This is a genomic window from Acinetobacter sp. MD2, from assembly GCF_035615575.1.
In the GTDB taxonomy this organism is placed as follows: domain Bacteria; phylum Pseudomonadota; class Gammaproteobacteria; order Pseudomonadales; family Moraxellaceae; genus Acinetobacter.
Map to the genome: position 1 here is coordinate 167,552 of NZ_VTDK01000002.1, position 25,349 is coordinate 192,900.

A 25,349-nucleotide genomic window follows, 5' to 3' on the forward strand; every position below is an offset into this window, starting at 1 on the left:
CGCCAAAAGGCGGTTTTTATTTTAAAGCTGAAATGGACTGCGATAAGACAGTGCTTCAGATAAGTGCAGGGTTTGTATTTGCTCACTTTGTGCAAGGTCTGCAATAGTGCGTGCCACACGTAAGATGCGATGATAACCACGCGCAGATAAGTTGAGTCGTTGTTGTGCAAGTGCCAAGATATGGCTGCCTTGCGGGCATACACTGGCAAACTTTTCCAGTTGCGTTGTAGATAAAAGATGGTTTGACATACCTTGACGCTGCATTTGTTGCGTATAGGCTTGAGTAACTCGTTGGCGAACAGTTTCAGAATTTTCAGGGATTAGATCACTTTGTAAATCTTGATGAGAAAGTGGTGGTACATCAATATGTAAATCAATTCGATCTAGTAATGGCCCAGAAATCCGGTTTTGATAACGTTTAATGGCTTCTGCTGAACATTGACAACGACTATCCTGATTAAACGCATAACCGCATGGGCATGGATTCATGGCAGCAACCAATTGAAATTGTGCTGGAAAGGTGATTTGTCGCGCTGCTCTTGAAATAATAATTTCTTTGCTTTCTAAGGGTTGTCGTAAAACCTCTAAGACTTTGCGGTCAAATTCAGGTAACTCATCAAGAAATAAAACCCCGTGATGTGCAAGGGTGATTTCACCCGGTTTTGGGGAAGATCCACCACCGACTAAAGCAATTGCTGAAGCTGTGTGATGGGGTGAACGGTAGGGGCGTTGCCCAAACTGATAAGGCTGCTGTGCGATAGAGTGAATACTTGCAACGGCTAAACTTTCTTCTTGATTTAATGGCGGTAAAATACTGGGCAAGCGCGAAGCGAGTAGCGTTTTACCTGTACCCGGTGGGCCGCGAAATAATAATGAATGACCACCAGCGGCTGCAATTTCTAATGCTCTGCGTGGGCGAAGTTGCCCTTTTATGTCAGCTAAATCGGTATTGTGGATTGCGATTGGTAATGTAGGCGGAATGGTTGCTACTGTTAAAAGAGTATGCCCTAAAAAATGTGAGCATACTTCTTTTAAATGTGTTGCAGGGAAAAGCTGTAAACCCTGCACTTGACTTGCTTCATTGATATTGTCAGTCGGTAACATCAGTTTGTGCTGTTGTTTTTGACAGGCAAGTGCAATGGTCAAGACACTTGAAACATGGCGTAGTTGACCATCGAGTGCCAACTCACCTACAAATTCAAATTGTTCGATATTGGTTTCGGGGAGTTGCCCCGATGCAATTAAAATTCCAAGTGCAATTGGTAAATCTAAGCGAGAACCATCTTTAGGTAAATCTGCGGGTGCAAGATTAATGGTAAGGCGCTTAGTTGGGAATTGGAAGCCACTGTTAATAATAGCGGAACGCACCCGATCTTTGCTTTCTCGTACGGCAGCTTCAGGCAAACCGACAATCGTTAAGGATGGAAGGCCCTGACTGACATGGACTTCAACTTCAATCAGCGGTGCATTCAGCCCTAAAACACCACGCGTATAAATTTTCGCAAAAGACATATTAACGATCCATTTTAGTGCTTATTTTCTTTTTATACTCTTTTTTATTTGCACAATTATGGTGCTTTTTTAAGTTGAAGCAGTGCCTGCTCTAGTTGATCGACTTGTTGTTTAAGTTGGGTTAAACGTAGGTTGGCAGTTTCTAAGGCTTTCTTCTGTCGGTCAATTTCACTTTGCGAAACCAAATCCATACGTTCAATGGTTTCATTGAGTAATGCTCTTAAATTGTGCTCTAAATCTTTTTTTGGTTGTTCCACTTGCGCCAAAATGGCCTGTAATAAGCTTTCTAGCATCGTTGCTCACTCAATTTTTATAAGAATAATGAGTTTAACATGACATTGATATAAACTAACTTTTCATCAATTAAAATTGAAGAAATAAGCATTTTTGCCAATCTTCTTCAATTCAAAGCATAAAATAAGGTATAAGTGTTTTCAGATATACCATGTTGCTGTCTTCCCCTAACCGCAGCAACATTGGCATGGAAATTGAACATAAAACCTTACAGCTGGAAAATAAGCCGAAGGAAAACAAACATGAAGCTCGTAACTGCAATTGTAAAACCATTTAAGCTCGATGATGTGCGTGAAGCATTATCTGAAATCGGCGTTCAAGGCATCACCGTCACAGAAGTCAAAGGATTCGGTCGCCAAAAAGGGCATACTGAACTTTATCGTGGTGCAGAGTATGTTGTTGATTTTCTACCTAAAGTCAAAATTGAAATTGCAATTAGCGATGACATGGTGGATTCGGTGATTGAATCAATTACCCGTGTTGCTAGTACAGGTAAAATTGGCGATGGTAAAATTTTCGTCACTAATCTCGAACAAGTGATTCGTATTCGTACCGGAGAAACTGGGCCAGATGCAGTTTAATTTGGCATAAAGTTTGCTGAGTGCATTGTAACTCGCAAAAACAGGTTGGGGGAAACACATGAAAAAAATAATGATGGCGTTGAGTCTGGCAGGTGTATTGTTTACTTCTGTTGCAAGTCATGCAGACACAACAGCACCAGCGACGACGAGTTCGGTCGCAGCTTTCCAAGCATCACATATTGAATTTGCCGTTGGCAAAGTAGACGTAAATGCCAACGATCCGGGTATTCAAAATATTGTAGCGTATGCCAAAGCACATCCTGAAGCCAGTTTCCAGCTGAGCGGCTTTGTAGACAGTACAGGCGATGCGATAACCAATAAAAAAATTGCCAAACAACGTGCAGAGCAAGTTAAAACCACTTTAGTCGCTGCAGGTGTTGATGAACATAAAATTAGCTTACAAAAACCAGATGATATTGTTGCAGGAACATCTGAAGGCGCTCGCCGCGTTGAAATTGATCTTGTAAAAAGTACAGCTGTTGCACCAACCACAACAGCCGAGACAGCGCCTGCGGCAACCGCCGCCGTGCCTGTAGCAGCAACGCCAAAGCTTGACACTGGTGATACTGCTTGGGTGTTAATTTCGACTGCATTAGTGCTGTTAATGACCATTCCTGGTTTGGCTTTGTTTTATGGTGGTATGGTACGTAAAAAGAACGTCCTTAGCACCATGGTACATAGTTTCATGGCTGCAGCCGTGGTGAGTATTGTTTGGGTTGTAATTGGTTATACACTTGCGTTTGATTCAGGCAATTCGTTTGTGGGTGGACTGAGTAAAGTCATGCTTACAGGAATTACGACAGAATCCTTGCAAGGCACTATTCCTGAAATTTTGTTTGTTATTTTCCAAATGACTTTTGCAATTATTACCGTTGCGATTATTAGTGGTTCGATTGCAGAACGTATGAAATTTAGCGCGTTTATCGCGTTTATTACCATTTGGGTAGTTGTGGTTTATGCGCCGATTACGCATTGGGTTTGGGGTGGTGGTTGGTTGGGTGCCGATGGTGCACTTGATTTCGCAGGTGGTACAGTTGTCCATATTAACTCAGGTGTTGCAGGTTTAGTTGCCGCTTATGTGATTGGTAAGCGTATTGGCTTGGGTAAAGAGTCAATGGCACCACATAATTTGGTATTGACTGTGATTGGGGCAAGCTTACTTTGGGTGGGTTGGTTCGGTTTTAACGGTGGATCTGCACTTGGTGCAAATGGTGCAGCAGGTTATGCGCTTGTGACTACACAAGTGGCAGCCGCGGCAGCCGCGATTTCTTGGTCAATTATTGAAAAATTAGTTCGTGGTAAAGCTTCTGTACTTGGTGCAGTGTCTGGCGGTGTTGCCGGTTTAGTCGTGATCACTCCTGCGGCAGGTTATGTCACTGTTGGTGGCTCATTAGTGATGGGCTTACTCGGTGGTCTGATTTGTTTCTGGGGAATTACTGGGCTTAAACGTATCCTTAAAGCAGATGACTCTTTAGATGCTTTTGGTCTACATGCTGTTGGTGGTATGGCGGGTGCAATCTTAACAGGTGTGTTTGCAAGCTCTTTCATTATGGGCGACAAAGCACCAACAGATATGATGCATCAGTTATGGGTTCAAGTTGAAGGCGTATTAGCAACAATTGCATATAGTGCGATTGCAACTTTCATTATCTTAAAAGTCATTGATGTTGTGATTGGCTTACGTGTAAATAATGATGATGAGCGCATGGGGCTAGATTTAAGTCAGCATGGCGAACGTGTTGAATAAGACTTTTCACACTGCAAAACAGCTCCTTTTAGGGGCTGTTTTTTATTTTAAACACTACATTTAGTATCTGTAAGATTTTTGATACACTAGAACTACCCTTATCAACAGATTAAAATTGTAATGCATTGTCCATTTTGTAATGCGCCTGACAGTAAGGTCATCGACTCTCGTTTGGCAGCCGAAGGTTGTCAAATTCGTCGACGCCGTGAATGTGTGTGTTGTGGAGAACGTTTTACCACTTTTGAGAGTTATGAAGTTGTCATGCCGCGTGTGATTAAGTCAAATGGTAAAAATGAACCGTTTGATGAGCTTAAATTGCGCCGCTCATTGTTGCATGCATTGCAAAAGCGCCCTGTCACTCAAGACCAAATTGAAGCGGTTTTAAGCGATATTCAATTACAAATTAGACGCTTAGGTGAGCGTGATGTGAGTTCACGTACCATTGGCGAAATTGTCATGCAATCTTTATTTGCTTTAGACCATGTGGCTTATGTGCGTTTTGCTTCGGTTTATCAAGATTTTCAGGATATTGATGCTTTCCGCCGTCAAATCGAGCAAATGCAGCAACGAGAGCAGGACTAAGTATGTCGAATCAATTAAAGCTTGATCAGCATTGGATGCATGAAGCACTGAACTTGGCAAAAACAGCCCAATTTCGGACTCGTCCCAATCCTGCGGTAGGTTGTGTGATTGTTAAGGATCAACAAGTGATTGGTCGTGGTGCGACGGCCCCTGTGGGTGGTTCACATGCCGAAGTTTTTGCACTGCATGAAGCAGGCGAGGCGGCTCATGGTGCAACGGCGTATGTTACGCTTGAGCCTTGTGCGCATTATGGGCGTACACCACCATGTGCAGAAGCTTTGGTCAAAGCTCAAATTAAGCGTGTGGTGGTCGCCTGTTTAGACCCGAATCCATTGGTTGCAGGCAAAGGAATTGAAATTTTAACTCAGGCGGGTATTGAGGTGGATTCTGGTGTGTGTGAATCAGATGCCCAACAGCTCAATTTAGGCTTTTTAAAAGCTATGGCAGATAAAATGCCCTATGTGCGTTTAAAAGTCGCATCGAGTTTAGATGGACGCACGGCAATGGCATCGGGCGAATCTAAATGGATTACCGGTGATTTAGCCCGTCAAGATGTGCAATATTGGCGTGCAATTTCAGGTGCAGTGATTACAGGGATTCAAACGGTACTTGCCGATGATTGCCAACTCAATGTACGTAGCTTGCCGAATGTTGCACTGGATAGTATTGTGCAGCCCAAGCGGATTGTATTAGATCGACAAGGTCAACTGCCGTTAAATGCGAAAATTTTGGCACAACCACAAGATGTGATGGTGATGGGGCCGTATCGCCAAGCATTAGCTGATTTAGGGGTGACCCAATTAGAGAATCAATCCTTGGCGATGTTGTTGCACACTTTATGTCAGCAGTATCAAATTTATGATGTGTTGGTTGAAGCAGGTGCAACGTTAAGCAGTGCTTTTTTACAAGCGGGTTTGGTGGATGAGATGTTGCATTATATTGCCCCAACCTTGCTTGGTCAGTCTGCCCGCACGATGTTTCAGGCAGATTTTCAAACTTTGGCACAACAACAGCGCTTTCGGCTCAAAGATGTGACCCAATTGGGTGATGATTTGCGTTTAAGCCTTTTGCCACAACAAGAGCCACTATGAATTCAGAATCAACGGTTTATAATAAACGTCGCCATGCGGCACGCACCACAGATGAATATCTGTTTCATCAATTGGTACCGTATTTGGGCAATAAACGCCGTTTATTACATCTGATTTTAGAGGCGCTTGAACTGACGGGAACGCTGAATAAAGATGGAAAGCGCGCTCCGATTTTTGCCGACTTTTTTGCAGGAAGTGGTGTGGTGTCACGTTTGGCACGGCAAAATGGTTATCGTGTGATTGCCAATGACTGGGAACCATATAGTCATGCCTTAAATCATGCGATTTTATCGTGTGTAGAAGCACCCAAATTTAATGAATTAGGTGGCTATCAAAAAGCCATTGATTATCTCAATCGCCTACCATTAACCAAAGGTTGGGTGACACATAATTTATGCCCACGTAACGATGAAGAATATGATCCCGCACGAGATCGTTTGTTCTTTAAACGCAGAAATGGTATGCGGATTGATGCGATTCGTCAGCAAATTGCGACATGGCAAGCCCAAGGTGCAATTGATGATGTCGAGATGAGTGCATTACTTGCACCTTTGCTGTATTCGGCAAGTTTTGTGAGTAACACCAGTGGTGTGTTTAAAAGTTTTCATCATGGTTGGGGGGGGAAAACCCAAACAGCGTTGGAGCGAATTGAATCGTTATTGTGGCTGACACCGAGTCGTTTTTGTGAACAAGGTGATACCAAGCAACCGATGGCAGAAATGTGGTGTGTAGATGCGCAGCATCTGGCCAATCAGATGAGTGGTTTTGAGGTGGATGTGGCGTATTTAGATCCGCCGTATAATCAACATGCTTACAGCAGTAATTACCATGTTTTGAACTCTTTAACGCTGTGGGATCAGGTGGATTTACCACCGCCAGATACCAAAGGCTTTAAAAGTGGAATTGACCGCGCATGGCGAAAAGAGCGTCCAAGTCCTTATAATTCTTCAAAATATGCCAAAGAAGCTTATGAGAAATTATTATCGACAATTAATGCACGCTATATTCTGACCAGTTATTCCACCGATGGAAATATTGAAGCGCAAGATTTGCTCAAGGCCAATTTAGCGCGTGGACATGTGACCTTACTGACTCAAGATGTACCACGTTATCGTGTGAGTAAACAACGTCAATCTGAACGTGCGCGTGTATTGGAATTTATTGTGATTACGGACACTAAAGCTAAATCAGGACCACCACTGCGTCAACTCTTGGGGCAGCTGTATCATTATGCAGAGCTAGGCGGTGTAGATACTTCTGGGGTCAGTACCCAATTGGCACTTTGGTAAAATTGAGAGCTAACATATGTTTACAGGTATTATAGAAAGTGTAGGGCAGGTCGAAAGTTTACAGCCACTGGGTGGTGACGTACGGGTACGCATTCGCACTGAACTTGATTTGTCTGATGTGAATTTAGGTGACTCGATTGCCACCAATGGCGTTTGCTTAACTGTTATTGCATGGGGGAAAGATTGGTACAGTGCCGATGTTTCGCTTGAGAGTTTAAATCGTACCACGCTTGGGCAGTGGAAAGTTGGACAAAAGGTAAATGTGGAAAAAGCCATGTTACCGACCACTCGTTTTGGTGGGCATATTGTCAGTGGTCATGTCGATGCCGTTGCGGAAATTAGCTGTGTCCGTCACGATGCGCGTTCGTTATATTTTGAAGTTACTGCACCTGCGGCATTGGCGAAATATTTGGCTGAAAAAGGCTCAATTACAGTTGATGGTGTTAGCCTGACGATTAACCATTTACGTGGCAATATTTTGAGTTTGAATTTAATTCCACATACTGCTGAACGCACCAATATTGCAACGTGGAAATTAGGCACTCAAGTAAATTTAGAGGTCGATATTTTGGCACGTTATATCGAGCGTTTGTTGTTGGGAGATAAAGCGGCAGAAGTCTCGAATGAGTCAAAACTGAGTATGGCATTTTTAGCTGAAAATGGTTTTTTAAAATAAAACCATTCATCAAAACTCAATCACTTTTATTCCTCATCCTAACCTTCTCCGACAAAGGAGAAGGTGTGCGCGGCATGAATTTATTTTTCAGATGATTTTTGCTGTGCTAGCACATAGGAAATTTCTTCTTCGGCAGCTTGTTGTAGCTTTAGGTTAAAACCTTTGACGGCTTTTTCAATCTGCTCAATTAAACTTTCAGCTTCAAGTTCCAAGCGAATTTTAAGATTGTCGAGTGCTGCCTGAACTTCAGGTGTCACTACGCTATTGGTTTTCATCTGAACTTGCGGTGCTTGCACTTGTAATGGTGCAGGATTTTTTTGATAACGTGCTGAATGCTCATTAAATTCAGCCAACACCTGTTGCTGTAAGTTGTGTAGATTTGTAGTTTGAGTACTGTATTGCAACATTTCATCATGCTGTAATTGCTGCGCGAACTGCTGTTGTTGTTCTCGTTTGCGTTTTAGATTTTGTTCAAGTTGCTGCTGTTTACGAATCCGTGCCGCTTCAATCAGTTCCGCTTTTAGCTTGGCATAGGTTTGTTCAATGGTCGCATAAGAAGCCAGTTGAGCTTGTTTATTCTGTGCTAACCATTCATCTAGATGTGTTTCAGGATTCAGTAATTTGGAAATACGATTTAAATCGTCCAAATACGTTTGGCGAACTGCCTGTGGTGTACTCAGCCAACGAGTTTTAAAATTTGCTCCAACATCTAAGGCCACCATTTGACTCCTTTTACGCGTTTAGTTCGGTATTACAATTTAAAGGTACGTGGTGAGAAGCCTAATCGTCGATATTGTTTAAATTTCTCACGCCCGACCATTTTAGTCGATTCTTGATTTTCAACAATTTCAATCATGTGTTCAATCGTATCTTGTGGTGCAAGCACATGTTCGGTGAAGTTAAATACAACCCAATGTCCTGACTTTGGCAAGTGTTCAGAAATGCATACTGCTGCCTTTTCATCATGAATTCCGTGTGGAATAAAACTATTGGGATCAAACGACCAAAGTAACTCATCTAACTGTTGCTGTTGTACTACATTGGTACAGTGCCACCAAATCTTTTTCGATTGTTTGAGAATTTTACGACTTAAACGACAAGCACTTTCGGCTTGTCGTTCAGGGCTTTTTTCAAACAGATAAAAGCTAATATCAGTCATGCTGGGCACGGTTAGCAATAAACTGCATGAGTAAAGGTACAGGACGACCCGTTGCACCTTTATTAGCACCTGATAACCATGCTGTACCTGCGATATCTAAGTGCGCCCAGCGATAATCATGCGTAAAGCGTTGTAAGAAACACGCTGCGGTAATTGCACCACCTTGAGGGCCACCAATGTTGCCAATATCAGCAAATGGGGAATCAAGTAGCTCTTGATAATCGTCCATGACAGGTAAGCGCCACACACGGTCAAAGCTTTGCTCACTTGCGGTTTGAAGCTCTTGGACTAAGGCATCATCACCCGAGAACAAACCACTTACGACTTTACCAAGTGCAACCACACAAGCACCTGTTAACGTTGCAATATCCACAACGACCGCAGGATTAAAGCGTTTGATGTAGGTGAGCGTGTCACAGAGTACTAAGCGACCTTCGGCATCGGTGTTTAAAATTTCAACGGTTTGACCGCTCATGGTGGTGACAATATCGCCTGGGCGTGAAGCCTTGCCTGAAGGCATATTTTCTGCTGCTGCAATTGCACCAACCACATGAATTGGCAAACGTGCTTCACATAAAGCGCGTATAGTGCCCATCACAGACGCAGCACCACACATGTCAAATTTCATTTCATCCATGCCCGCGCCCGGCTTTAATGAAATGCCGCCAGTATCAAAAGTCACGCCTTTACCAACTAAAACCACAGGGGCTTCTTCACGTTCTGCCAAATATTCAAGGGTGATGATACGACCTGGACGCTCTGAACCTTGGCTGATGGCAAGAAATGCGTTCATGCCTAGATCAGCCATTTGCTGTTCATCAAGCACGGTGACTTTAAGTAAGTCGGGAAATTCAGCAGCCAGTTCTATTGCAAGTTTGGCTAAAGACTCTGGATAGCAAATATTCCCTGGTTGGTTTCCAAGGTCACGTGCTAGATTTTGACCGACTTGAATGGCATTAATCAGTTCAATTTCAGCCTGTGATAATTGACTACCAATTAAATTAAGCTGGCTTAGTTTACGTTCAGTTTTTTTAGATTTGTACGCATCAAAGCTATAATTGGCTTGGCTCAAGGCTAAGGCAAATACATAGTGTAAATGTGCAGGTAAGTCGCTTAAATCGAGGTCGGCTTCGTTATATTTTTTTTGTAATGGCGTGAGAATGCTTTGTGCAAGCTTTGCCATTTTATTGGCACTGAGTTCTTCTATTTTGCCTAAACCCACAAAGCTACAAAATGGATAATGTTGATTTAGTCCAATTGCAGGTAAAATCTCAGTGAAACTCGCTGTATATTGGCTAGCATCAATTAAAGTTGCAGCTTGTGTAAGAAGAGGTGTACGTTGTTGTGATTCGATTTGTTTTGCATCGGTTAAAACGATGAGAGCATAGCCTGAATTTTGGCTGGTTTTTAAAGAAATTTTCATGCGCTGATCAATGCCTGTAGATATCGGTCAATATAAGGTTATTGAACCATTACACTCGGTTCAATTGCAATGTGCAAGCTTAGGATAGCTTTTTTATTCTCCAGATTGAGTTAAACTAAGCAGTCATCTTGATTCGGCACGTAAAAGCTTGGCGTAGCGCTTCAAATTTTATTGTATTTCAATGTTAAGGATGTTTCCTTTTGATTATTCGGCGTTATTTAGTCAAACAGGTTGTAGAAACCTCATTGGTCGTGGTGGCCTTGCTTACATTAATTATGATGGGCGGGCGATTGATCAAATATTTTGGAATTGCAGCCCAAGGACGATTAGATGCAAGTGTTCTATTTAGCATCATTGGTTATCGTCTGCCTGAATTTCTAACGCTGATTTTCCCACTGGGCTTTTTTATTGGCTTAATGTTGGTTTTTGGCCGACTATATGTTGACCATGAAATGGCAGTGCTTAATGGTAGTGGCATTAGCCGTAATCACTTAGCGCGACTTTTATTGCCTTTAACGACCATTTTTTTGATCATTCAAATGATCCTGATGATTTGGGTATCGCCTTGGGGATTACGTCAATTTGAACAATTAACTGGTGCTCAAGCTGTGCGAACGGGGTTCGACTTAGTCCGTCCCAAAGAATTTGTAAGTTCAGGTATTTATACGATTTATGCCAGTGATTTATCTGAAGATCGTAAGAATTTAAAAGATGTGTTGTTATATCAACGTTCAACGCAAGACAATAAACCGAATGTCGTGATTTTGGCGCGAGAAGCTGTACGAGTTGAAATTCCGAATGATCCTGCCAATGTGGTCGATTTGATTGATGGCCGGCGTTATGAACTTTATCCGGGACAGCCACGTTATACCCAAGCTGAATTTAAGCGTTATCGTTTAAGAATTGAAAATAAAAAAGATGCCGAAGTCAGTGGTGATGAAGCTGAGTCTATGCGCATGGCTGAACTTTGGAAAAAACGCAACGACCCCGTGGTACAAAGTGAGTTGGGTTGGCGCTTATTTGTGCCATTTGCGTTGGTGGTGGCATTAATGTTGGCTACTGCATTATCTGAGGTGAATCCGCGTCAGGGACGTTATTATCGCTTATTGCCTGCAATTTTAATTTTTGCAAGTTTGATTGTGGCTTTAATGGCAGTCCGAACACGCATTACCCGTGCTGAATTAGGAATATGGGCTTATCCTGCTGTGCTATTTGTTTATGCCATTGTTACATTGTTTTTCCTGCGCAAGCCAAATTTAAAGGCTAAGCTGAATTTAAAGTTGAATAAGTGAGTTTGCCAATGTTAGCACGCCGTTTAATTGCCAAACATGTCACCACAACCGCAGCACTTGCGATGCTTGGGACGACTACTGTTTTAGGATTGTTGCAGGCACTCTTTACCTATTTGGCTGAATTAAGTAGTTTAAAAAATGGTTATACCGCACTTAAAGCAGTTGAATATGTATTTTGGAATACACCCCATTATGTTTATGAAATTTTGCCTATTTCTGCCTTAATTGGTGCGGTGATTGGACTTGGTGCGTTGGCATCGAATAGTGAACTGATTGTCATGCGTTCAGTTGGGATTAGTTTGTGGCGGATTGTGGGTTGGGTCATGCGCTCAGCTTTGCTTTTAGTGGTATTTGCATTTGTACTCAGCCAATGGGTCATTCCTTATACTACCGAGCGTGCCAATAGCATCAAGAATCATCAAGCGGTGAGTAGCTTGGGAGAGGTTCGTGGCTATTGGAGCCGAGAAGGGCAGCGCTTTATTTATATTGATTATGCTAACTCTCAAGGTGAGTTGCGTAATATCCAAGTTTTGGACTTTGACCAAGATTATCGGCTTAAACAAGATTTATTTGCCGAGCAAGGTCAATTTGGATCGCAAGCCGAATGGAATTTGAAAAATGTCCAACAAACGCAAATCCAAGCCACAGGCGATGCGACCTTTACCCAATCAGCACAGCTTCCCCTCGATTTAGCATTAAAGCCTGAATATGTACACATGGTTACGGTCGATCCTGATGAGCTGCCACCTAGTCAATTGGTGGCTTTTATGCGTTATCTTTCTGTACATAGCCAAGTACCTAAAAGTTATCAATTGGCTTTTTGGCAAAAAGTGGCAATGCCATTTTCATTGTTGGCTTTGGTTGTGATTGCATGTTCATTTATTTTTGGCCCATTACGCCAACAATCAATGGGTTTTCGCTTGGTCATTGCTTTATTTGTTGGCTTAGGTTTTTACTACCTACAAGACTTTTTGGGCTATGCAAGTTTGGTTTATAGCCCATCGCCTGCGTGGTTTGTATTTGTTCCTATTATCTTGATTTTTATTGCAGGCGGTTATTTACTCAATCGTGCCAAATAATAACTGAAAATTGAGTGGGCAATAACCGATTTAAATGCAATAGAGAATTGTAAAAAAATTCGGTAAGATGAAGTCCCACTCAAATCAGAACAGCAAGAGAGTAGAAAATGACGGATACGAAGACAGGCAAAATTCCTCATGTCTTGGTCATCATGGATGGTGTTGGTCATCGTGAAGCGATTGAAGACAATGCTTTTTTGGCGGCAAAAACCCCGCATTTAATGGCAATGCAACAGCAGCATCCGCATAGTTTAATTTCTGGTTCGGGTGAAGATGTTGGCTTACCTGATGGTCAAATGGGCAATTCTGAAGTTGGGCACATGAACTTAGGCGCAGGCCGAGTGCTGTACCAAGATTTTACGCGTATCACTAAAGATATTCGTTCAGGCGCTTTCTTTGAACATGACGTTTTAATTGATGCCGTGGATAAAGCCAAAGCTGCTGGCGGCGCACTCCATATTATGGGGTTGTTGTCTGAAGGGGGGGTGCACTCACATGAAGACCATATTGTGGCAATGTGCAAACTTGCCTTAGAACGTGGTGCTCAAGTGTATTTACATGCATTCTTAGATGGCCGTGATACCCCGCCAAAAAGTGCTGAACCTTCTTTAGCAAAATTGGATGCTTTATTTGCACAATATCCACAGCAAGGCCGAATTGCGACTTTAATTGGTCGTTATTTTGCCATGGATCGTGATAATCGTTGGGATCGTGTCGAACAAGCCTATCGCCTACTTACAGAAGGTGAAGCTGTTCGTGTGGTGGCTTCTGCACAAGAAGGTTTGCAACAGGCTTATGATGCAAATGAAAGTGATGAGTTTGTAAAAGCCACCCGTATTGGTGATGTTGCTGCGATGCAAGATGGCGATAGCGTGGTGTTTATGAATTTCCGTGCCGACCGTGCGCGTGAAATTACCCGCGCGTTGGTTGAAAAAGACTTTACAGGTTTTGAACGCAAAGTTTTACCCGCACTGTCTAAATTTGTCATGCTCACCCGTTATCAAGCCAGTATTGATGCACCTGTGGCTTACATGCCAGAAGCGCTACACAATACTTTGGGCGAGTATTTATCTAATTTGGGCAAAACTCAATTGCGTATTGCCGAAACTGAAAAATATGCGCATGTAACTTTCTTTTTTAGCGGTGGGCGCGAAGATGAATATGCAGGTGAGAAACGAATTTTAATTCCATCACCAAATGTTGCCACCTACGACTTAAAGCCTGAAATGAGTGCATTTGAGGTTACTGATGCATTGGTTGATGCGATTCACTCGGGTGAATATGATTTGTTGGTGGTGAATTATGCCAATGGTGACATGGTTGGGCATACAGGTGTATTTGATGCTGCGGTAAAAGCGGTTGAGGCAGTAGATACCTGCTTAGGTCGAGTCTATGCAGCAGTGATGCAACAAAAAGGCCATATGTTGGTGACTGCCGATCATGGTAATGTCGAGCAAATGCAAGATTATGTCAGTGGTCAAGTCCACACGCAGCACACGACAGAACTTGTGCCTTTTATTTATGTTGGGCCAACTCAGGCTGAAATTGCAGAAGGCGGAGTTTTGGCAGATATTGCACCGACGTTATTACATTTAATGCAATTGCCAATTCCTGCGGACATGAAAGGTAAAAATCTGATCACATTAACTCCATAAAAGGGCATAGTATGGTTCAAATGATAAAAAAGCTGATGGTTGCTGTATTGCTTTGTGGTTATTTGAGCCATCCTGCTGTGGCAGTCGAAAATACATCAGATACAGATGATGATAGTGGCAATACAGAGACTCATCATAACGATGAGATTCCGATTGAAGCAATTCAAAAATTTGTTCAAGTGTATGGCATTGTTAAAGATAATTATGTTAGTGCTAAATCAGATGATGCCTTATTTGAGCAGTCGATTAAAGGTTTGGTGGGTGGATTAGATCGTTATTCACGTTATTTGTCGCCTGAAGATTATAAGCAACTGGTGCAATATACCGATGGGGATGTTGCCTCGGTCGATTTTGATTTAAGCTTTGATAAAGCACATAAACAATGGCTTATTACTGGGTTGAAATCAGATGCGGATTCGATTAAATTGGGACTGCATAATGGTATGGTGGTATATAAAATTGATAATCAAGAACTCAAAGAATTAAACCATGAGCAAGTCCGAAATTTACTTTATGGTTCGGTTGGAACCGTATTAACAGTACAAACCAGTTTGATTGGTCAGCCGACAACAGTCGTGCGTAATAAGAAGGTCGAAGTTGAAATTTCATCTACGTTGCTGCATAACCAAGTATTAGTAATTAAATTACCTGTATTTCAACAAGAAACTGCCAGTGAAATAAAAAGTATTTTAGAGCAATATCCCGATAAAAAAGTCAAAGCAGTTTTAATTGACTTAAGAAATAACCCCGGTGGACTCTTATCTTCTGCGGTTGAAACAGCCGATTTATTTTTAAATAGTGGTTTTATTGTCACGACCAAAAGCCGTTCAGAAGGTGTGCAAAGTTTCCAAGCCTTGCCTGGCAGTGAGTTTGGTCAGGTGAAATTGGGTATTTTAATGAATGGTCGCTCGGCTTCTGCGGCCGAAGTTTTTACCGCAGCATTGAAAGAGCATAACCGTGCATGGGTAATGGGTGAAAAAAGCTATGGCAAAGGGGTTGTGCAAAAATTATTTCCTTTGCCAAATGGTGCTGCCATTCAAATGACGGTTTCGCATTATTACACCCCGAAGGGCAATATGATTGATGGTCAGGGAATTCAGCCCAATCAAATTTATGCATTACCACTGGAAATGAAAGACGACATTTATGTGGAAAATGCTGCTGAATTATTGCTCAAGCATAAATAAATAGTTTCATCTAAGTTCGGTTGTCTTTCTCCCTTAAGGGAGAAAGTTACAATAAGCAAAATTAGATCGTTTAATTTGAAACTAGTCTATTTGTTGTGAAATAGGCTATTGTTCTTCAATTTGTTCGTCATCTAACCCAAACTTTTTTAAGCGATAACGTAATGAGCGGAATGACATACCGAGTTTTTTTGCGGCCAATGTTCTGTTCCAATGGGTTATTTCGAGTGCATTTAATAAAATGTTTTTTTCAATATCTTCTAAATAAGCTTCCAAACCCTCTACCGGTAGTCCTTGTTTTATCTCCATTGAGACTTGCATGCTTTTAGTAGCATCCAGATTTGGCTGAATTTGAGAAGATGGTCGAGAAAATTGGGGTGTACCACATTGTAAATGTGCAATATCGATTTTTTGTTCATCGCAGAGCGTCATTGCACGTTCAACCATATTGCGTAGTTCTCGTACATTGCCACTAAAGCTTTGTCCAAGTAAAAATTGTTGTGCCGCAGGGGTAAGTTGTTTGCTTGGTATATTCCATTCGTGACAAATCTGGCTCATAAAATGCTGGGTAAGCTCAATAATATCTTGACCACGTTCGCGTAGCGGAGGGAGTTGAACATCAATCACATGCAGGCGGAAAAACAAATCTTGTCTAAATTTTCCTTGCTGAATCAGTTGTTCTAAATTTTGATGGGTAGCACTGATAATGCGAAAATCAACGGCAATTTCTTGGTCGCTGCCAATCGGGCGGATTTTCTTTTCTTGTACCGCACGCAGAAGTTTCACTTGCATGCTCATCGGGAGTTCAGCAATTTCATCTAAAAATAGACTACCGCCATGTGCAGCTTGAATGAGGCCTTGTTTGTCTTGAGTTGCATTGGTGAAACTGCCTTTTTTATGGCCGAATAACTCACTCTCCATAAGCTCACAGGGAATTGCACCGCAGTTAATCGCCACAAATGCGCCTGTATTTCGGTTGCTTAATTGATGAATTAAGTTGGCCACCACCTCTTTGCCAGTTCCTGATTCGCCACGAATAAAAATTGGGGCTTGGGTACGTGAAATTTTAGTCAGGCTACGTTTGAGTTGCTGCATGGGTCGCGATTGCCCAATCAACATTTTATCTTCAATACTATGGTGTTGATGAACTGATGTTTCATGTGGAACAATGGCTTTTTCGAGTAATTGTTGCAATGCTTCAGGTAAAATAGGTTTGCTAATAAAGTCAAATGCACCTGCTTTTAAGGCCTGAATGGCAATTTCCATATTGCCGTAAGCGCTAATCACGGCAATTGGAGTATTTGGATAATATTCACTGACATATTCAACCAATTTAATGCCATCGGCATCGGGCAAGTTTAAGTCGGTTAGGCAAGCATGAAAGCTTTGTGCGGCAAGCTTTTGTTTGGCATCAAAGACGTTATGTGCCACCTCAGACGCAATTCCCATTCGCTTTAAACTCATTTGCATAAGCAAGCATAAATCTTGTTCATCATCGACCAGAAGAACACGAGTTGGTTGTATTGTCATAAATCCCCAAAATATTATTGTGTTTGAATGGCAGTGCATTCAAGTCGGAAACAAGTTCCGTGTTGTAATTTGCTGTAGGTTAATTTTGCCTGATTTGCTTCGCAAAAACTATGCGAAAGATATAAGCCTAGGCCTGTTCCTTTGACTTCTGTAGTAAAAAAAGGTGAAAAAAGCTGTTGTAGTTGGTTTTCTGGAACACCTTGCCCAAAATCAATCACATCTATTAATACTGTATCTGCTTGAATATAGGCATGAATTTCGATGTATTCTGCGGTTGCTGCATTATGGCGTAAGGCATTTTGAATTAAATTAATCAAAACTTGGCGCAGTTGTGCCTCATCAAAAGACAAATGAATGTTTTGTGAAATATGGAGCTGAATCTGCTGTTGATGCATAGTTAAATCTTCTGCAATCAGTAGCGTTAAAAATTGATTGAGATGAATATCCACAGGCAAGGTAGCTTGGTTGTGTGCCATGCTCAAAGTAGAATGAATGATGTGGTCAATCCGTGTCGATTGTCGTTGAATCATCTGTTGTAGAAATTGGACTTGTTCGGCATCGGCGTCTAACAGCAGGCTATTGGCTTGGACAATACTTGCAAGTGGATTACGAATTTCATGTGCAATACTAGCAGAAAGCTGACCTAAAGCCGCCAATTTTAATTGTTGAACCTGTTGGTTCATGCGCTGAGCATCTTGCATAATCAGCAAAGTTAATACTGATTGTGGCAAATAAAGCTTTTGTACGCGAATTAAAATACTGCTACGAATCGCTTCAAACACAAAACGTTCGCCTTGTTGAGTTTGATGCTGTTCTAAATATAAGGATAATTCAGGATGCAGGCGCTGTAACGGGGTTTGCCGAAAGGTGTTTGGCATATCTAATAATAATTGTGCTGCGGGGTTACTGAGCACCACTTCTTGTTTTTCATTTAAAACCAAATAACCCATGTCAATTTGTTCAAGAATATAGCGATTAATGTTTTGTAGGCGCAGTAATTCTTGTGACTGTACAAAATTTAAATTTTCAAGAAGTTGAAAGCGTTGTACCGTAAATTGCGCGGTTAAATACACCACAAAAAATAAAAATGCCAGCAATGCACTATTGCCAATATTGCTTAGGTCAGAAAAGGCAAGCCATGTCCCCACAAACTGTAGATATAAGACTGCAATAATGGAACAAAGTGTGAGTGCCAACGCTTGACGTTTACTGAGCAGTAAACTGGCCATAAAAATGGTAATCACAAACAACAAGCTAATATGTAGATTCGGTGTGCCAATGGCAAAATTGAGGCTAGTAAAACACAGTACATCAATACCGCTGAGTAAAATCAATTGTCGTGATAACGCTGTCGGAAAAAGTTGAAAGGTCACCAGTTGTAAAAGACCTAAACAACAATAGACGACTAAGGTAAAAAAATATAAACCTTGATGTTCATAATTTTCTTTGAGTTGTGCATAGGTCAGAAAAAACAGCAGCAGCAAACTAGACGCAATAATCACGCGATAGACACTGTACCAAACACCAAGTCGGTAAAGTGTTGACTGCTGTTTTTCAAAGTGAAAAGGCATGCGATGATTAAATTAAGGTTTAATTAAACCGTAACGCATGGCCAAGTGCGTTAACTTTACATCACTGTCGATGGCTAATTTTTCAAAAATACGATAACGATAGGTATTCACTGTTTTAACGCTTACAAACAGTTTATCGGCAATTGCTTGAGCACTTTGGCAGTTCACCACCATCATCGCGACTTGCATTTCACGTTCAGACAATAAGTCAAAAGGGGATTGTTGTGCTTCAGATAAATAAGAGCTAGCAAGTTGTTCGGCAATGTCGGCACTAAAATATTTACCACCTTGCATGACTTTATGAATGGCACGTACCATTTCTTCAATTGGAGCGCCTTTGGTAATATAACCCTTGGCACCTGCTTTAAGTAATAAAGAAGGGTAAGGTTCTTCTGCTAAACCGCTTACCGCAATGACACGAATATCGGAGCTAATTTGTAATAAACGTCGTGTTGTTTCAACACCACCAATGCCGGGCATATTCACATCAAGCAGTACAATATTAGGATGATGGATACGGGCAATAGTAAGTGCTTCTTCACCAGATTCAGCCTGACCAATCACATTTAAATCGGTATGGTCGGCTAACATCCGACAAATGCCAGTACGTACTAATTCATGGTCATCTACTACTAATACTGAAATCACTTTTTGCTCCCCCATTAAGAAATTGGGTTTTTTGTTACATAACGCAAATTAGGCTTGCATTTCAAGCCCAAAATTAGCAATGCTATTCTAAAATATAATTTAAAAGTCGTGTGCAATAACTTAACTTTATCTAAGTTTTACGATTGTGCCAATGTACGGCATATTCGTGGTCACACGCAAATGTATCTGCTGTCCTTGAGTTGAGTGTAATGTCATGAAAAGTTTAAAAAAATCATTGGCACATGCTTTGAGTGTGTCGATGTTAATTGGTTTGAGCAGCCAAAGTTTTGCTGAACTGGTCGTGAATCATGGCCCAGGGCCAGGTTCCCAAGCCAAAGCTTGGACGACGGATGATGCTAAACAATATTTTAATGAAGATGATGACGAACCCTCACCGCGAGGCAGTACGCAAATTTCAACGTCATTAAGATCAAGCCCAACAAGTAATAGCATTAAAGTTGCACCAAGTACTGGGCAAGTATTTGATACGCGCTATTCAGGCAATGCGCCTGCGATTAGTGCTGGTTCTGCTTTGGTGATGGATGCCCATACTGGAGAAGTACTTTATAGTAAAAATAGCAATATGTCGCGTCCAATAGCATCTTTAACGAAGCTAATGACGGCTGTGGTTACGGCAGATGCACATTTGAATATGTCAGAACAAATCACCTTACAACCGATTGATTTTGATGGGCCAAAAAAGGCCAGTTCAACGTTACGTATTGGCGACAAAATGAATCGTGCAGAAGTATTATTGGTTGCATTGATGAAGTCTGAAAATCCTGCTGCGGCAGCACTGGCACGGACATATCCAGGTGGTAAGCCTGCTTTTGTTGCAGCAATGAATGCCAAAGCACGTCAGTTAGGTATGCATGGTACGCATTATTATGAATCGACAGGTTTAGATCCACGTAATGTGGCATCAGCACGTGATTTAGCCATTTTAGTCAGTGAAGCATCTAAATATGGGGTGATCCGTCAATTTTCATCCACGCCATATTATGACTTTAATTTGGGCTACCGTGTGTTGAAATCAAATAATACCAATGCTTTGGTTCGTAATGGTGGGTGGAATATTAATATTTCAAAAACTGGCTTTATTAATGAGGCTGGGCGCTGCGTAGCGATGCATACCACGGTCAATTCTCGCCCAGCGGTGGTAGTTTTGTTGGGTGAGCCAACGACACAGCATCGTAATAGTGATGCAACCAATTTATTGACGTGGTTAAATAATTTACCAAAACGGATTTAACGCTAGAATTTTGCAAAATGCCAATCTTAAAATATTGGCATTTTTGATTGGAAAATTAACATTCAATGGCATTAACCGCGAGCCCACCTTGAGAGGTTTCTTTATATTTTGCAGACATATCTTTGCCTGTGGCTTTCATAGTTTGAATGACTTTATCTAAAGAAACAAAGTGTTCTCCATTACCACGCAAGGCCATTTGGGCTGCGTTAATGGCTTTAACCGCAGCAATCGCATTACGCTCAATACACGGAATTTGAACCAAACCACCAATCGGGTCGCAGGTGAGGCCTAAATTGTGCTCAAGCCCAATTTCAGCTGCATTTTCAACTTGTTGTGGTGAGCCACCAAACATTTCTGCAAGTCCTGCCGATGCCATTGCACAGGCTGAGCCAACTTCGCCCTGACAGCCAACTTCCGCACCCGAAATAGACGCATTTAACTTACATAAAATTCCAATTGCGGCAGCAGCTAAAAAGAATCGGACAATCGCATCTTCGCTTATGGCTTGATCGTGTTGTACATAATAATATAGCACGGCAGGAATAATGCCCGATGCACCATTCGTGGGTGCAGTCACAACACGCCCGCCCGCAGCATTTTCTTCATTGACAGCTAAGGCGTATAAATTCACCCATTCAATGGCTTGGAAAGAAGAAAAAATCAATTGGGTTTTTTTATGGGTTAATAATTGCTGATGCAAATTTTTGGCACGACGTTTGACATTTAATCCGCCAGGAAGAATACCTTCATGGTTTAAACCATTTTGAATACACTCTTGCATCACTGACCAAATTTTCACAATCTCTGCTCGGATTTGGGCTTCGCTACGCCATGTTTTTTCATTCTCTAGCATAATGTGGCTAATGCTACATTGCTGTTGCTGACAATGGTTTAATAGTTCTGCTGCATTTTTAAAAGGAAATGGGACGACTGCATTGGTTTGCACAGGTGTCGGCTGTGAAATATCCAAATGCTCTAAAATGAAACCACCACCGACCGAATAATAGGTATTGCTATAGAGAAGCTGTTGCTGATCAAAGGCTTCAATGGTCATGGCATTGGGGTGATAGGGGAGTGATTCATTTGAAAAAATTAAATCGGTTTGGGTGCAAAATGATATACGATGCTGTTGATTGAGTTGTAAGCAGTTTTGCTCAAGTATATCTTTTAAATAGAGCGTAGTTTTTCGTGTATCGATAGTTTCAGGATGAAAGCCCATCAACCCAAGTAAGATGGCATGGTCTGTTGCATGGCCAACACCTGTGGCAGAAAGTGAACCATAGAGTGTGACCTGAATACGCTGTACCTGATCAAGCGTATGTTGTGATTGTAAGCTTTGTAAATATTGATACGCCGCACGCATCGGCCCAACGGTGTGTGAACTTGATGGGCCAATACCAATTTTAAATAGGTCAAATACACTCAAGGTCATGAAATAGCGATATCCAAAAATTAAGTTTAGGTGTAAATAGGGTGCAAAGTGATATAAAAATGTTACGCAAATGAGAGTAATGTGTAGAGGTTACTTTAGAAAAAAGCCGATGGACGATACGTGCAACGGCATTTGTATTGTAACAGGATTGAGATAAAAACAAATATACTGCGGCATTGCGGTTTAGACACGGTGATTGTCGCCATAGGCATGTACCGCGCTTTACCGATCACTGAATATCATTATATTTGCAATAACTGATTGTCACTTAACTGATATTTTTGGTTTCTTTAATACAAACAAACGCAATTAAAGATAACAACGCAGCACCACATAAATAATAGCCTACCGCTGCAATGCTATAGCTTTGTGCAAGTTTGGTTGCAATTAATGGAGCAAATGATGCGCCTAAAATACTCGCTAAATTATAAGACAGTGCAGAGCCTGTGTAACGGACTGAAATCGGGAAAATCTCAGATAAAATTGTTCCAATTGGTCCATAGGTTAAGCCCATAATGCTTAAACCGAGGCATAAAAATACTAAAACTGAAGCAGGATGATTGGCCACGAAAAAAGAAGCAAAGCACAAACCAAAAATAATGGCGATGATGCAAATGCCAATTGAGGTATTTTTACGCCCAAATTTTTCGGCAAGTACTGCCGAAACAGGAATACAAATAGCAAAACAAACCGTACCCACCAATTGCATTTTTAAAAATGCTTCACGGCTATAACCGAGTGCGGTTGTTCCCCAATTCAATGCAAATACAGTCATTAAGTAGAATAGTACCAAGGTACACACAGTGGCTAATGTGCCTAAAATAACTTTACCTAAATGATGCTGCACGACTTCTTTAAAGGGTGTTTTTGCTTCTTGGTGGGCATCTAATACTTTTTGAAATGCAGGTGTTTCATGTAGTTTTAGTCGAATGTATAAGCCTAAAATGACCAATAGAGCACTGGTAATAAACGGTATACGCCATCCCCATGCTAAAAAATCTTCATTTGATAAAAATGTGCCCAATAATAAAAATGCACTGACCGCAAGAATAAAGCCAATAGGCGCACCTAATTGTGGGAACATGCCATACCAAGCACGTTGATGTTTAGGCGCATTTTCGGTTGCTAAAAGAATAGCACCACTCCATTCACCACTTAAACCTAAGCCTTGTCCTAAGCGGCATAGTGCTAATAATAACGGTGCAAAAATGCCAATTTGTGCATACGTAGGTAATAAACCGATACTGACTGTAGAAACGCCCATTAATAATAAAGCGGCAACTAAGGTGGCTTTACGGCCAATGCGGTCACCTAAATGCCCAAAAATGGCTGCACCAATTGGGCGTGCAATAAAGGCAATCGAAAAAGTTGCGAGCGATTGTAAAATTGCTGCACTACCACTGCTATTTGGGAAAAATAAATGTGGAAATACCAAAACTGCAGCGGTGGCATAAATATAAAAATCAAAAAATTCGATGGTTGTACCCACCAAACTCGCAAATAAAACACGGGTTTTCGAGTTTGAATAATATGTTGGATTTATGTGTGTAGTAGATTCCATGACAAAAACCATATTTTGTATAAAAAAGAGATGCACAATTTAAAAATCTTGAATTGGGGCATAACATACTGCAATTCATTTTATAGATGTATTTATACTTGAATTGAAACATGAATAAAAATGACTTTATTTCACTAAGATATGAATATAATTCATGTTTTAAGGCGGATAGTACGTTTTATTTATATAGGTTTAAAAAAGTACAAGTCATGTTTTTATATATCTTAAAATGATCAGATCAAATATGATACGAAACTGCTGTGGTAGCAGCAGAAAGAAAAATATCATTAAGGAATATGAGATGAAAAAACATCACCGTGTAATTTTAGGTACAGCATTGGCATTGGGTGCCATGAGCGTTCATGCCAAAACGTATGTGCTGACGGATGTACAAAATAATGTAGAAGTGGGGAATTGGAAAACAGCAGGTGCCAATTACACTATCGAGCAAAAAGTTTTACATGGTGGCAAGCAAGAAGGCAGTAAAGTAATTACCATTACAAGCCCAACAGGACTAACAATTGCACTGTCTCCAACCCGAGGAATGGGTTTATTACATGCAGAAGGCAAAGGGGTGCATTTGGGTTGGAAGTCACCTGTAACTGAAGTGGTGAATCCTGCGTATATCAATTTAGAAAGCCGCAATGGATTGGGCTGGCTAGATGGTTTTAACGAAATGTTGGTACGTTGTGGCTATGAATGGACGGGTCATCCAACTACAGCCGATGGACAAATTTATACTTTACATGGCAAAGTGCAGAATACGCCGGCGTCGTATGTTGCTGTTGAAATTGAGGATAAAGCCCCCTTTGCGATTCATATTAAAGGGCTGATTAAAGAAAGTACTTTCAAAAAAACCGACCTGCAAACCATGACAGAGCTGACCTATATTCCAGGTGAAAGTTCGTTTAAGTTACATGATGTGCTGACCAATCATGCCGATTATGCGCATGATTATCAAATTATTTACCATAGTAATTTTTCTCAGCCAATTTTAGAGGAAGGGGCAAAATTCTTAGCACCTGTGAGTGAAGTAAGTCCATTTAATGACTATGCGAAAAAAGGCTTAAAGGATTGGCAGAGCTATTTAGGTCCAACGCAAGGTTTTGATGAGATGGTATTTAATTTGAAGCCATTGTCCGATAAAAATGGCAATACTATGGCTGCATTACTCAATAAAAATGGAGATAAAGGCGTTGCGATTGCCTTTAATACGCAGCAATTGCCTGTACTGACCTTATGGAAAAATACAGATACCTTAAAACAAGGTTATGTGACGGGCATTGAGCCTGGTACGAGCTATGCTTATCCAGTCACTATTGAGCGAGAGCAAAAACGGGTGAAGCAACTTGCAGCAGGGCAGAGTGTGAGTTTTGATTTAACTTATTCATTGTTGAGTGATCGTGCACAAGTTCAGCAAGTGGAGAAATCAATTCAGCAAATTCAGGGTAAAACCGCAATTAAACAAGTTGAAACTCCTATTGCAAAGGAATAACTCTTTGGGGATTGATATTTATTCCGGATGATATGGTTTATTAGACTTCTTGCATAATCAGTTCTATCTTTATTTTTCTAATCAAGATAAGTGAAATAGATGGATACAAGAAGTTTATTAACTTTAATTTTGGCAATAGCCATCGACATAAAACGTATTTTAATAAACCCTATATATAACATTTATCTAGGTTTTATATTTGGTGAGTGATTCCACTGAAACCCCTTGTAACTTTGCAAATTGAATGAATTATTTTCTTCTATTTTTTTAATAGAAAGATTGGTGTTAAATGACAG

Annotated in this window: 22 protein-coding genes; 12 read left to right on the forward strand and 10 right to left on the reverse strand. The window is 41.1% G+C overall.

Going from position 1 to position 25,349, the window contains the following annotated elements:
• Positions 1 to 21: 21 nt before the first annotated feature.
• Positions 22 to 1,512: a YifB family Mg chelatase-like AAA ATPase gene (locus FXN70_RS04035; RefSeq protein WP_324646206.1), complete on the reverse strand. Its 1,491-nt coding sequence runs from the start codon at positions 1,510 to 1,512 to the stop codon at positions 22 to 24.
• 56 nt (positions 1,513 to 1,568) lie between these two features.
• On the reverse strand, positions 1,569 to 1,805 hold the full coding sequence (locus FXN70_RS04040) for an accessory factor UbiK family protein (RefSeq protein WP_324646207.1): 237 nt from the start codon (positions 1,803 to 1,805) through the stop codon (positions 1,569 to 1,571).
• A 243-nt stretch (positions 1,806 to 2,048) separates the two neighbouring features.
• Between FXN70_RS04040 and glnK the strand changes: the two genes are divergently transcribed.
• The 6 genes from glnK (at position 2,049) to FXN70_RS04070 (ending at position 7,772) form a co-directional block, all read left to right on the forward strand.
• Positions 2,049 to 2,387: a P-II family nitrogen regulator gene (glnK, locus tag FXN70_RS04045; protein ID WP_004868205.1), complete on the forward strand. Its 339-nt coding sequence runs from the start codon at positions 2,049 to 2,051 to the stop codon at positions 2,385 to 2,387.
• Between the two features lie 58 nt (positions 2,388 to 2,445).
• Positions 2,446 to 4,134 carry an ammonium transporter gene (amt, locus tag FXN70_RS04050; RefSeq protein ID WP_324646208.1) on the forward strand — a complete coding sequence of 563 codons (1,689 nt, stop codon included), beginning with the start codon at positions 2,446 to 2,448 and terminating at the stop codon, positions 4,132 to 4,134.
• Positions 4,135 to 4,254: 120 nt separating this feature from the next.
• Positions 4,255 to 4,716, forward strand: a complete 462-nt coding sequence (gene nrdR, locus FXN70_RS04055; RefSeq protein ID WP_324646209.1) for a transcriptional regulator NrdR — start codon at positions 4,255 to 4,257, stop codon at positions 4,714 to 4,716.
• Between the two features lie 2 nt (positions 4,717 to 4,718).
• Positions 4,719 to 5,807, forward strand: coding sequence for a bifunctional diaminohydroxyphosphoribosylaminopyrimidine deaminase/5-amino-6-(5-phosphoribosylamino)uracil reductase RibD (gene ribD, locus FXN70_RS04060; protein WP_324646210.1), 1,089 nt, complete (start codon positions 4,719 to 4,721; stop codon positions 5,805 to 5,807).
• Positions 5,804 to 7,096: a DNA adenine methylase gene (locus tag FXN70_RS04065; RefSeq protein ID WP_324646211.1), complete on the forward strand. Its 1,293-nt coding sequence runs from the start codon at positions 5,804 to 5,806 to the stop codon at positions 7,094 to 7,096. The genes ribD and FXN70_RS04065 overlap by 4 nt, the downstream gene beginning before the upstream one ends.
• 16 nt (positions 7,097 to 7,112) lie before the next feature.
• Complete coding sequence (locus FXN70_RS04070; protein ID WP_324646212.1) at positions 7,113 to 7,772, forward strand: riboflavin synthase; 660 nt, start codon at positions 7,113 to 7,115, stop codon at positions 7,770 to 7,772.
• A gap of 80 nt (positions 7,773 to 7,852) precedes the next feature.
• Here FXN70_RS04070 and FXN70_RS04075 read toward each other — a convergent pair whose 3' ends face one another.
• From FXN70_RS04075 to FXN70_RS04085, 3 genes are read right to left on the reverse strand one after another with little or no spacing between them, the layout of a single operon-like run.
• A complete protein-coding gene (locus tag FXN70_RS04075) occupies positions 7,853 to 8,494 on the reverse strand; it encodes a hypothetical protein (protein ID WP_324646213.1) in 642 nt (213 codons plus the stop codon).
• A 29-nt stretch (positions 8,495 to 8,523) separates the two neighbouring features.
• Complete coding sequence (locus FXN70_RS04080) at positions 8,524 to 8,931, reverse strand: DNA polymerase III subunit chi (protein ID WP_324646214.1); 408 nt, start codon at positions 8,929 to 8,931, stop codon at positions 8,524 to 8,526.
• On the reverse strand, positions 8,924 to 10,354 hold the full coding sequence (locus tag FXN70_RS04085; protein ID WP_324646215.1) for a leucyl aminopeptidase: 1,431 nt from the start codon (positions 10,352 to 10,354) through the stop codon (positions 8,924 to 8,926). Before FXN70_RS04085 ends, FXN70_RS04080 begins: the two co-directional genes overlap by 8 nt.
• Positions 10,355 to 10,554: 200 nt before the next feature.
• Between FXN70_RS04085 and lptF the strand changes: the two genes are divergently transcribed.
• From lptF to FXN70_RS04105, 4 genes are all read left to right on the forward strand, one after another.
• The gene (gene lptF, locus FXN70_RS04090; protein ID WP_324646216.1) at positions 10,555 to 11,646 is read left to right on the forward strand and encodes an LPS export ABC transporter permease LptF; all 1,092 of its coding nucleotides are present in this window, start codon (positions 10,555 to 10,557) and stop codon (positions 11,644 to 11,646) included.
• Between the two features lie 8 nt (positions 11,647 to 11,654).
• Positions 11,655 to 12,725, forward strand: a complete 1,071-nt coding sequence (gene lptG, locus FXN70_RS04095) for an LPS export ABC transporter permease LptG (RefSeq protein WP_324646371.1) — start codon at positions 11,655 to 11,657, stop codon at positions 12,723 to 12,725.
• Positions 12,726 to 12,832: 107 nt separating this feature from the next.
• Positions 12,833 to 14,380: a 2,3-bisphosphoglycerate-independent phosphoglycerate mutase gene (gene gpmI, locus FXN70_RS04100; protein WP_324646217.1), complete on the forward strand. Its 1,548-nt coding sequence runs from the start codon at positions 12,833 to 12,835 to the stop codon at positions 14,378 to 14,380.
• Positions 14,381 to 14,391: 11 nt separating this feature from the next.
• The gene (locus tag FXN70_RS04105) at positions 14,392 to 15,567 is read left to right on the forward strand and encodes a S41 family peptidase (RefSeq protein WP_324646218.1); all 1,176 of its coding nucleotides are present in this window, start codon (positions 14,392 to 14,394) and stop codon (positions 15,565 to 15,567) included.
• Between the two features lie 105 nt (positions 15,568 to 15,672).
• Here FXN70_RS04105 and FXN70_RS04110 read toward each other — a convergent pair whose 3' ends face one another.
• The 3 genes from FXN70_RS04110 to FXN70_RS04120 are packed head-to-tail and all read right to left on the reverse strand — an operon-like array spanning position 15,673 to position 19,313.
• The gene (locus FXN70_RS04110) at positions 15,673 to 17,094 is read right to left on the reverse strand and encodes a sigma-54 dependent transcriptional regulator (RefSeq protein WP_324646219.1); all 1,422 of its coding nucleotides are present in this window, start codon (positions 17,092 to 17,094) and stop codon (positions 15,673 to 15,675) included.
• A 14-nt stretch (positions 17,095 to 17,108) separates the two neighbouring features.
• Complete coding sequence (locus tag FXN70_RS04115) at positions 17,109 to 18,665, reverse strand: sensor histidine kinase (RefSeq protein WP_324646220.1); 1,557 nt, start codon at positions 18,663 to 18,665, stop codon at positions 17,109 to 17,111.
• Positions 18,666 to 18,677: 12 nt separating this feature from the next.
• Positions 18,678 to 19,313 carry a response regulator gene (locus FXN70_RS04120; protein ID WP_324646221.1) on the reverse strand — a complete coding sequence of 212 codons (636 nt, stop codon included), beginning with the start codon at positions 19,311 to 19,313 and terminating at the stop codon, positions 18,678 to 18,680.
• Positions 19,314 to 19,527: 214 nt separating this feature from the next.
• Here FXN70_RS04120 and FXN70_RS04125 point away from each other — a divergent pair, with 214 nt between their 5' ends.
• Positions 19,528 to 20,565, forward strand: coding sequence for a serine hydrolase (locus FXN70_RS04125; protein ID WP_324646222.1), 1,038 nt, complete (start codon positions 19,528 to 19,530; stop codon positions 20,563 to 20,565).
• A gap of 55 nt (positions 20,566 to 20,620) precedes the next feature.
• On the opposite strand, the gene FXN70_RS04130 is transcribed toward FXN70_RS04125, so the two are convergent.
• The gene (locus tag FXN70_RS04130; protein WP_324646223.1) at positions 20,621 to 21,997 is read right to left on the reverse strand and encodes an L-serine ammonia-lyase; all 1,377 of its coding nucleotides are present in this window, start codon (positions 21,995 to 21,997) and stop codon (positions 20,621 to 20,623) included.
• A 268-nt stretch (positions 21,998 to 22,265) separates the two neighbouring features.
• Complete coding sequence (locus FXN70_RS04135) at positions 22,266 to 23,558, reverse strand: MFS transporter (protein ID WP_324646224.1); 1,293 nt, start codon at positions 23,556 to 23,558, stop codon at positions 22,266 to 22,268.
• A 301-nt stretch (positions 23,559 to 23,859) separates the two neighbouring features.
• On the opposite strand from FXN70_RS04135, the gene FXN70_RS04140 reads away from it, so the two are divergent.
• Positions 23,860 to 25,053, forward strand: a complete 1,194-nt coding sequence (locus FXN70_RS04140; protein ID WP_324646225.1) for an aldose 1-epimerase family protein — start codon at positions 23,860 to 23,862, stop codon at positions 25,051 to 25,053.
• Positions 25,054 to 25,349 lie beyond the last annotated feature (296 nt).